This window comes from Coleofasciculus sp. G2-EDA-02, from assembly GCF_040226375.1.
In the GTDB taxonomy this organism is placed as follows: domain Bacteria; phylum Cyanobacteriota; class Cyanobacteriia; order Cyanobacteriales; family Coleofasciculaceae; genus Coleofasciculus.
The window spans coordinates 1-9,946 of the sequence record NZ_JAVKEW010000240.1; the positions used below are offsets into that span (position 1 = coordinate 1).

The 9,946-nt window shown below is 44.9% G+C and carries 9 protein-coding genes; 3 read left to right on the forward strand and 6 right to left on the reverse strand.

Annotated elements, in window-relative coordinates:
- Positions 1 to 171: 171 nt before the first annotated feature.
- The 3 genes from RLO19_RS27570 to RLO19_RS27580 form a co-directional block, all read right to left on the reverse strand.
- A complete protein-coding gene (locus tag RLO19_RS27570) occupies positions 172 to 1,341 on the reverse strand; it encodes a DNA cytosine methyltransferase (RefSeq protein WP_446360560.1) in 1,170 nt (389 codons plus the stop codon).
- 816 nt (positions 1,342 to 2,157) lie between these two features.
- Positions 2,158 to 4,305 carry a polyphosphate kinase 1 gene (gene ppk1 / locus RLO19_RS27575; protein WP_446360561.1) on the reverse strand — a complete coding sequence of 716 codons (2,148 nt, stop codon included), beginning with the start codon at positions 4,303 to 4,305 and terminating at the stop codon, positions 2,158 to 2,160.
- 93 nt (positions 4,306 to 4,398) lie between these two features.
- Positions 4,399 to 4,608, reverse strand: a complete 210-nt coding sequence (locus RLO19_RS27580; protein WP_446360562.1) for a hypothetical protein — start codon at positions 4,606 to 4,608, stop codon at positions 4,399 to 4,401.
- Positions 4,609 to 4,646: 38 nt separating this feature from the next.
- Here RLO19_RS27580 and RLO19_RS27585 point away from each other — a divergent pair, with 38 nt between their 5' ends.
- Positions 4,647 to 5,288, forward strand: coding sequence for a hypothetical protein (locus RLO19_RS27585; RefSeq protein ID WP_446335584.1), 642 nt, complete (start codon positions 4,647 to 4,649; stop codon positions 5,286 to 5,288).
- 117 nt (positions 5,289 to 5,405) lie between these two features.
- Here the strand turns inward: RLO19_RS27585 and RLO19_RS27590 are convergent, their stop codons facing one another.
- Positions 5,406 to 5,528: a hypothetical protein gene (locus RLO19_RS27590; RefSeq protein WP_446360563.1), complete on the reverse strand. Its 123-nt coding sequence runs from the start codon at positions 5,526 to 5,528 to the stop codon at positions 5,406 to 5,408.
- 208 nt (positions 5,529 to 5,736) lie between these two features.
- On the opposite strand from RLO19_RS27590, the gene RLO19_RS27595 reads away from it, so the two are divergent.
- Entirely contained in the window at positions 5,737 to 6,453 is a 717-nt protein-coding gene (locus tag RLO19_RS27595) for a PEP-CTERM sorting domain-containing protein (protein WP_446360564.1), read from the forward strand.
- A gap of 187 nt (positions 6,454 to 6,640) precedes the next feature.
- Here the strand turns inward: RLO19_RS27595 and RLO19_RS27600 are convergent, their stop codons facing one another.
- Both RLO19_RS27600 and RLO19_RS27605 read right to left on the reverse strand, forming a co-directional pair.
- Complete coding sequence (locus RLO19_RS27600) at positions 6,641 to 7,666, reverse strand: ABC transporter permease (protein ID WP_446360565.1); 1,026 nt, start codon at positions 7,664 to 7,666, stop codon at positions 6,641 to 6,643.
- Between the two features lie 120 nt (positions 7,667 to 7,786).
- Positions 7,787 to 9,445 (reverse strand): ABC transporter substrate-binding protein, encoded by a 1,659-nt coding sequence (locus RLO19_RS27605; protein WP_446360566.1) that lies wholly within the window; start codon positions 9,443 to 9,445, stop codon positions 7,787 to 7,789.
- Positions 9,446 to 9,604: 159 nt separating this feature from the next.
- On the opposite strand from RLO19_RS27605, the gene RLO19_RS27610 reads away from it, so the two are divergent.
- Positions 9,605 to 9,829, forward strand: a complete 225-nt coding sequence (locus RLO19_RS27610) for a hypothetical protein (protein ID WP_446360567.1) — start codon at positions 9,605 to 9,607, stop codon at positions 9,827 to 9,829.
- The last annotated feature ends 117 nt before the right edge of the window (positions 9,830 to 9,946 follow it).

The window sequence follows — 9,946 nt, forward strand, 5'->3', positions numbered from 1 at the left end:
TTCACAAATTGACAATGGATAATGAACAATGGATAATGACCTCTCCTTAAAAGAAGAGGATTGAAATTAAGGAAAATCTTTTTTAATTTCTTCGTAAACGAAGAGGTCTTAGACCCAATTAATCAATTGTGAATTATCAATTATTAATTATCCATTGATAATTTTATACAGCTAGAAAAGCGAAAGCTGTTCAACTATTTGCTTTCCTCGTGGTTTGTTTCCTTGAATCAAACTGTAAAGATAATCGCCAATTTCTTTTGCCAGTAAAACAGGTACAGCATTGCCAATTTGTTTGTACTTAGACGTTATAGAACCATAAAAAATCCAGTCGTCAGGAAAAGTTTGGATTCTCGCACATTCTCGTACACTTAAGGGACGCAGTTCTATGGGGTGACACATATCTGTCGCTTTTTGCTGTGGGCTTGTGGTTACAGTTGGCGAGGGTTTATCCCAAGATAATCGCCTGTAAAAACCAACTTTACCACCCCCTGATTTATAAGCACCTCCCATTGCCTCTTCTTTCAAGTTGTCGGGTAAATATCTCCAGTTTTGTCCGGCTTTGAGCAATCTCAAATACTTTAAGCGCTTTTCAGAGTATGGTGTAAACTCTGGCTGTTGTTCAACTAAGTCTGTTAATGCATCTTTTAAAGTACGCCACTTGGGTAAATCTCTACCGCCTTTACCATGGGTAGCCAAGGGAAATGTAACAGATTCACCATCTCTAGAACCAATAAACACGACACGCTCTCTATTTTGGGGAACACCATAATTGGCAGCTTCTAAAAGATTGTAAACGAGATGGTATCCAAGTTCATGCATTTCTGCCAATACAACCTTAAGGGCTGCACCCCGCATTTCCTCCGGTTCTAAAGGGGGATAATCTGTCCCTCGTTGGTTAATTGGTCTGTGACGGATAGCAGCGGAAAGTAACCCTTTCACATTCTCCATAAGGAAAAATCGAGGTTGAATGTCTCGAACAACACGGACAAACTCCATAAATAAACTACCACGAGGATCTAAGACTGAAGCTCTTTTTCCTGCTGTACTAAAAGGCTGACAAGGTGGACCACCAACCACCAAATCCACCTCATGAGGACGTAACGCTCTACCTAAATCTAAAACTCGACCACCTTCTAAGAGTAAATCTTGGGTACTGATTGTATCGATTGACCTTGGGATAGCACTTTCATGAAGATGAGGTCGGTTAAGCGCTATAGTTTTTGCCGCATCCCGCTCTTTCTCAACCACACTTACGGTATGAAATCCGGCTAGCTCTAAACCTAAATCTAAACCAAAAGCCCCTGAAAACAGAGAAATAGAAATAGTCTTGCCATCTATCACGGCTGTCAGTCCCCAGCTAAATTACCCTTATTTTTGCACTCTTTATAGTTTCTATGAGTGCTTGATAGTGATTGTATTGTATCGCAGTTATTAAACAATAACCTAGTCTTAGGATGTCTGTGGAACATTGGTGACAAAGTTTGGCTAAGAATAAAAAGAAATCACCATGACATGAGCAATAGTAAGAATGTAGGAAAAACACATATTTTACAGATTTATTGGGAAGTTGGGTATGGCGAATGGGATTTTGTCACACTGATGGCACTGAGGGGTTAGTTTTCAATGGGATTATGATAGTTGGATCGCGTTTCTTGAGGTGGTTAAAGGGATTGAAACCTCTGGGTAAAAGGAATCAACTGAATTATAAATGATCAAAGTATCTTACCCACTATAGAATCATTCTATGAGCCTATATCTTGTTCGACCTAAGACATCCTCTCTGACGCGATCGCACCCGTAGTCCGGGTAATTATCGGGATGTTGTCTCCGTGGGGGCGACAAACCGCCAAAATAGGGTTGCGGGTTTTAGTCGTAGTGGCACTTTGAACCCGGATTAATCATCAGTATTCTGTTCCTCGATAGGTTTAAGAGCGGGTTTAGCCCCATGATTAACACCACAAACCATTACCCTAACAGCAAAACCCGCCCTTCCTCTTGGCTACAATTACATCAAGGTATCAAAGGTAGTTCACCATGACAACAGCAACACCGACTCCTCCATCTCAACAAATGGGTGCTGAACCAGTCGTCACCTTAAAAGGTGTTAGATGGCAAACATTTTAAATTGGGTACACGGAGCGTGCGCCCCTACGATGTCTACCCCATTCCCGCCGCCTCCTTTGCTGATTCCTTCGCCATCTCCATGAAAATCTTTTGAGCGCATTGCTCTTTCGCATCCTCCGGTTGACGTTGTATATAACGCCCATCGGGTTGTAATTCCCAAGCTTGGCGATTATCTGCCATCATAATGGCTAAAATTTCTTGCAAATCTTTGATAATTTCTGGATCTTCTACAGGTGTAATCGCCTCAACTCGCCGATCTAAATTTCGACGCATCCAGTCAGCGCTGCCAATATAAACTTCCTCATCACCCTGATTATAGAAGTAATAAATCCGCGAATGTTCTAAAAAGCGACCGATAATACTAATCACGCGAATATTATCGCTAACGCCGACAACACCGGGACGCAAGCAGCAAATTCCTCGAACAATTAAATCAATTTGTACGCCAGCTTGGGAGGCTTCATAGAGAGTGGCGATAATCTTCGGATCAACCAAAGAATTCATCTTGGCAACAATGCGTCCCGTATTTCCCTGGCGACAATGCTCGATTTCCCGCTGAATCATCGCCGTCATGCGATCGCGTAAATTCACCGGGGCGACTAATAACTTGCGATAAGAGCGCTGGCGGGAGTATCCAGTCAGAAAATTAAATAAATCGGTTAAATCTGCCCCTAAATCCTCACGACAGCTTAGGAGTCCTAAATCCGTGTAAATTCTGGCGGTTTTGGGGTTATAGTTTCCTGTGCCAATATGAACATAGCGGCGAATCCTCTTCTCGTCTTGACGCACCACCAGCACGATTTTGGTATGGGTTTTTAACTTAATAATCCCATAAACCACATGTACACCCGCTTGTTCTAACTTACGCGCCCAGAGAATATTATTCTCTTCATCAAAACGGGCTTTCAACTCCACCAAAACCGCCACCTGCTTGCCATTTTCGGCAGCTTTAATCAAAGCGTTGACAATGGGGGAATCACCAGAGGTGCGGTAGAGTGTCATTTTAATCGCCAGTACATTCGGGTCATCCGCCGCCTGGGTAATAAACCGCTGCACAGTACCACCAAAGGAATGGTAGGGATGATGGACAAATAAATCCCGTTTGCGAATAATGCTAAAGAAGTCATCCCCATCTTCCTCAGAAGAGAGCGATCGCAACTCGACGGGCATGACGGGTGTCCAGGATGGGTCTTTTAGTTCCGGTAGGGGTAATCCCATAAACGACATCAGATCCCCTAGCCCCAATAAGCCGTCTATTTCGTAGATATCGCTTTCCTCGAGTCCCATCTCCCCCATCAGCGTTTCCCGTAAGGTTTCTGGTACAGTCGCATGGATTTCCATGCGGACGACTGAACCCCCTATACGTCGCTTCCGCAGTCCCTCTTCAATAGCCAGTAGTAGGTCATCTGCCTCATCTTCCTCGACGGCTAAGTCAGCATTGCGAGTAATCCGAAACGGATGATATTCTTGGATATTCATCCCTGGAAACAGAAACTCTAAATTATGGGCAATCACCTGTTCTAGGGGAATGCCCACCCAGATAGCAGGTTTTCCCTTTTGCCGTTCTCGCAACGGTTCGGGAAGGGTGACAAACCGAGGTAAGACTTTGGGCACTTTCACTCGGGCAAAAAATTCCTCGCCCTGATCGGGATCTTTCACCACTACGGCTAGATTCAGACTCAGGTTGGAAATATAGGGAAAGGGGTGGCTAGGGTCAACAGCTAGGGGTGTCAGAACCGGGAAAATTTGCGCCTCAAAGTAGTTTTGCAAATAAGTCCGCTGTTCGGAGTTCAACTCCATATAGTCCAGCAGGTAGACCCCCTGTTGTACCAATAAGGGGCGCAGGATTTGTTCAAAATGTTCGTGTTGTTCTTTGATCATGGGGAGTAACCGCTTGTTAATCCCATGCAATTGATCGCTAGGTGTGCGACCATCGGCAGTTAGGGATGTCACCCCCGCCTCCACCTGCTGCTTCAAACCCGCCACCCGAACCATAAAGAATTCATCCAGGTTGGAACTGAAGATTGCCAGAAACTTCAAGCGTTCCAGCAATGGGGTTCGGGAATCGAGGGCTTCATGCAAGACGCGATCATTAAATTCCAACCAACTGAGTTCCCGGTTGAAGTAGTATTTAGGGTCTCTCAGACTAACCTCGGTCGTTGTCTTCGATTTCTTAGCCATGATTATTAGGGAAACGGCGCACCATCCGTTGGCTTTTTCTGGCGCTGGTAGGATGTTTGTCAGTTTAAATACTATAACTAAACTGCCCTTTGGTTAACCTGGCGCTTCGGGAGATGTTGCCTGTTGCCTTAGAATTCGTAAGAAGGCTAAAAAGAATACTGAGTGTAGGGGTGTTGTGTGTAGGGTATGGGGAAAATTCCAGCACGGCTCATCCCCCTCATCGGGACTGTACACTAGGTGTCGCGACTCAAACTGGAAAAATCGCGATCGCGCTTCGTTTTCAGGTAAACTCGAATGTTGCATATTCCAGCCGTTTGACCCCAATCTACGGAGAAATAACCTTGGCGATAGAATTGCGATCTTATGTCTATATAGATAGCTTACAGCCGCAGCACGCGGCTTATATGGGGACAGTTGCGCTAGGGTTCTTGCCATTACCAGGAGATACGTCGCTCTGGATTGAAATCTCACCGGGTATCGAAATTAACCGGATTACCGATGTGGCGCTAAAATCGACCTCTGTACGTCCAGCCGTGCAGATGGTGGAACGACTCTATGGGGTTCTGGAAGTTCATGCGAACAAACAAGGCGAAACCAGGGCGGCGGGGAAAGCGATTCTAGCCGCCCTAGGCGTCGGTGAACGAGAACGCCTGAAACCCCGGGTTATCTCTAGCCAGATTATTCGCAATATTGACCCTCACCAAACTCAACTGATTAATCGCACCCGACGGGGACAGATGATTTTGGCAGGACAAACTTTGTATGTTTTAGAAGTAGCACCAGCCGCTTATGCTGCTTTAGCCGCTAATGAAGCCGAGAAAGCCGCCTCAATTAATATTCTGCAAATTTCTGCCGTTGGCAGTTTTGGACGCCTCTACTTAGGTGGTGAAGAACAGGATATTCTGGCAGGTTCGCAAGCGGCGCTGACAGCACTGGAGAACGTTCCTGGGCGAGAACATCCCGGCGCTGGGGGGAAAGAGTAGAGCTTTTAGATGCGGGGGAGCCGGGGGAGCAATGTAGAGACGTAGCATGCTACGTCTGGGAGCAGGGGGAGCCATAGTACATTTTCCCTGATAGCGGTGCAAGGGTATGAAAGGGTTTTACCCTTTTTGGTATTCATTGTGCGATCGCGTGACAATACCCACCGAGTTCACGATTGCCTTGTCTCCCTTATCCCCCTTGCCTACTGTCTCGCTAGTATAAAGGTAGTATAAAGGATTCATGAAAAGAAATGTGGCTGAAACCCTTACCCCGCAAGGCTTGTTGTTTTACAACTGATTTAGACGCCTTATGGCTTTACAAAAACTTTAAATAAAATAGCGGATATATCGCGTTTCTTTACGAAAACTTTAAGAAAACGGTTCGGAAATCAAGTTATCGTGTTATTCAAGTTGAAAAGCTTTACACATCTCGAAACGGATAGATATCTTTATGTATCAAAAGTTAAAGTTTGCGATCGCAACCACCGGCGTCCTGTTAGGTTTAGCGACACTCCACACTAACCCAGCTCAAGCGGCTGTTGTTAAAACTATTGACTTTTCAGAATTCTCTCCAGGTGAAGTCGTTACTGGAGCGATGACTGAACATGCGACTCTCAGTGTATCCGAACAAGGGCGCGTTGTAGCTGGTATTGACCCGGCAAGACCCCTACGTGAACTGATGATCTTCGACACCACATGCGGTGGCGGTCCTGCCAGTAACTGCACAGGTGGTGATGATGACTTGTTCTTCGGAAACCAGTTTGGTAATTCGCTGATCATCAGTCAAGATAACAACTCTGCTTCTCCTAACGATTCTCAGATTGGTGGCATAATCACATTTGATTTTAAGATGCCAGTTAGTTTTATTGGCTTTAATCTTTTGGATGATGAAGAAGAGTCCACTGAAGTTACTTTGTTTAACGGAGACACAGTAGTACAAGTTATTTCGGGCATTGTTGGTCCTGGAAACAACTCGGAAATATTTGTCAACGGCTTCACTAGCGCCCCAGTCACCCGCGTTAGCATTGACCTGCCTGGCAGTGGTGCGATTGATAACATTACCTATAGTAAAGTACCCGAACCCTTGACTATCCTAGGTTCCACTATGGCGTTAGGATTTGGTGCCATGTTCAAAAAGCAACAATCCAAAAAACAAAAGAAAAGTTAGTTCAAAAGTAGATAAATTTAATAGCAATCAGGATTTTTAATCCTTGGCTATATGAAGGAGGTGTGAGCATACCCTCCTCTTTTTGTTTGTAACTTGGTATTAGCTTTCCTACCCCCCCCCCTTCAGTGGAAAAAGAGTTTCCTGTTCCCTGGATAGCAATCAAACCTGAACCCTGAACCATCAACATTCAATACCGAATACGGGGGTCAATTAAGGCATTAATAATATCAATGGCAATACTCGCTATCACCACAATTGCGCCAAAAAACACCATAATTCCCTGCACCGTCGGGTAATCTCGTGACTGAATCGCTTCATATAATCGATTGGCTAATCCGGGCCACGAAAAGGTAACTTCAGTTAACACCGCACCCCCTAGCAACGAAGCAAACGTGAGTCCCATTACTGTAATCACCGGAATCAAAGCATTTTTTAACCCATGACGCAACAGAATCGTCCGTTCCTGAATCCCTCTAGCGCGTGCGGCTTCCACATAATCAGCGTTCAGAGTTTGCTTGAGATTCACCCGCACAATACGCTCAAAAATTCCACTCAGGAGAATTCCTAATGTTAGTGATGGTAGGGTTAAATAGTATAAGGCAGTAAAAAATTGGTTGAAGTTACCGTTCAAGAGACTATCAACAGTATAAAGTCCTGTGAGTCTGGTAGGCGGAATTGCTGATGCGGGAAATCGCCCACCCAGGGGAAACCATCCTAACTGTACAGCAAAGATTAACTGGACAATCATTCCTGCCCAAAATATCGGTAAGGCATAAGTAATAATCCCAAATAACCGTCCACCTAAATCAAAGACTGTACCGGGACGAGAGGCGGAAAAAATACCCACACCAATTCCTACAGTTATCGCGACTATCATACTACATACCGCTACTTCTGCCGTTGCCGGAAAATACTGCTGAATGACTTGCCAAACATCTCGTCCTTGATCACTAATTGAACTACCTAAATCGAGGCGGAGTAAACTGAGTAAATAATTTACATACTGTAACGGTAGCGGTTGATTTAATCCCAACCTTTCCCGAAACTCAGCTTTCACATCTTCATCCGCACGATTACCAATTACCGCATCAATGGGATCTCCTGGCGTAGCGCGGAGGAGCAAAAATACGATGGTTACAATCGTAAACATCATTAACGGTGCAAGGAGCAACCGAGTGATCACGTAGTAGAGTAAGGCACGAGAACGAGACATGGGAATTCAAGTTAGTTTGTAGTTATGATGCGAGCGCCATGTTAATAGTACGAAAGATAGAATTCTGTTCTATCCAGATTGTAGAGACGTTGCATGCAACGTCTCTACAGGGTTGTTGGCTTAAGCGTTTTTATCAACTTGCCAAAACGATACACCAATAATTGGGTTTATTTCCACGTTCTCTAGGGATTTTTGAGCAAAAGCAAATTCTTTTTTCTGCAACAAGGGAACCAGAGGAACATCTTGAGCAATTAGCTCTTGAATTTGCCCAAATAGTTCTTGTCGCGCCTGGGGATCTTGTTCCTTCCGTTGAGCGTCAAGGAGTTGGTTCATTTTCTCACTGTAATAGAAGAAGCCTTGACTTTGACTGGCACCTTCCTGACATCCAGTTTCGGCTGATCCTTTCGTACAACTGAAAAAGGGGCTGACGTAATTATCCGCATCGCCAAAGTCAGGGAACCAAGCCACTAAATAGCTGGGATAAATGCCTTTGGGAATATTGGCAAAGAGAGTAGTCGATTCAACGGGTTGCGGTTTGACTTGCATCAAACCATCCATTTTTTGCTCGGCGTATTCTTTGAGTAGGGTAACAATTTGTTGGCGCTGGGGGCTATCGGAACTGTACCAAATTTCAAATTCAAACGGATTTTCGGCAGAAAAACCAGCTTGGGTGAGAAGTTCTTTTGCCTTTTCTACATTGCCATCCCCATAAGGTTCCTTGAATACGGGTTTGCTGGTGGCAAAGGTGTTGGGTATAATACTGTAAGCTGGTTCAGCTTGACCCCGATAAACGCGATCAATGATTAAAGCACGATCCACTAACGCCGCGATCGCTTGTCGAACTTCTACCTGGTCTAAAGGTTTCTGCTTGACATTTAGAACCATGTAATCTAGGCGACTGCTGGACTTTTCTAAGACTTGATAGCCCTTGGCTTCAGCATCCTCTTTGAGGCTGAGAATTTGATCGGCATCTAAGTCACGATAGGCAATATCAAGCGCACCTGTGGTAAAGGAATTGTACAAGTTAGCGGGACTGCTGAGAAACTGAAAGTCAATGCCTTGATTGGGGGGTTTTTCTCCCCAATATTCGTCAAAAACATCCACCTTGACTAAATTTGGCTCAAAGGAAACTAGCTTATAGGGACCCGTTCCCACAAACTCATTGGGTTTAAATTTGCCTTGCCCAATTTCATAAGCTTGAGGCGAAACAGCACTTAATCCGGGAAAAGCCAACAGGTAAGGGAAGGGAGCAAAGGCGTTTTTTAGTTTAATCGTGAGTTCATATTCCCCCGTGGCTTCCACTGATTCCATGATATTAGAAAGTAGGGCTGAAGGTTTACCCCCGTTTTCACTAAACCGCTTCAGGGAAAAAGCCATGGCTTCTGCATTAAAGGGTGCCCCATCATGGAAGGTAACTCCCTGACGCAGAGGAATCGTGTAGGTTAAACCATCATCACTGACTTGCGGGAGTTCTGTCGCCAGTTGGGGGAGCAGCTGATCAGTATCCCCCGCGTAGGTGTAGAGGCGATCGCCTAAGCTGGTAATAATATCGCTAATCGCTACTTCATACCCATCAGCGGGGTCAAGGGTTCGAGGTTTGGCGACAGAACCCACCGCGAGACGTTCAGAACTACTGACGCTAGTGACTGAACTCGCAGAATTATCAGTGGGTGTCGAGGTGTTCAACTCACCACAACTAATAATCAGGACGCAACAGCAGCAGAATAAACCGAAAAATTGAATAATTTGCCGTTTCTGACGAGACAAGGGAAATTTCATGACGTACAGTGAGATAGTTGATTTGAGAGTAGGGGTTTGGTAACCAAACCCCTACTGATGCGTCGAATAATTTTTGTTTTATCTTAATCATTCAACATTGCCATCTGTTCGATAATTAAGTCAGGATCATAATTATATGTAATGGAAGGGTTTAAGCTGATGAGCATTTCTGCTGATACAGTATTTTCAAATTTACAGAAAATTGACCAAGTTGATCCGGTAACCAGTGCTATCTACCGAGAACAAGCCCAAGAGGTATTGGCTACGCCATCAATCGCTCTGAAACTTCGAGCTGCGATCGCGGATCGACTCAACCGAGCGAATAACGATCTAGCACTGCACACCGTAGGGAGTGAAGATAGTTACCGTTCAAGCGATGGGTGAAGGCTCCCACGCTCTTTAGCTGGGAGATGAAACCGAGCGAACCGTCTAGGTAGCGAATAAATTCGCCAGTCAAATAATTCGGATAACGTTCTACTATTGTGGTAATGTAAATACAAG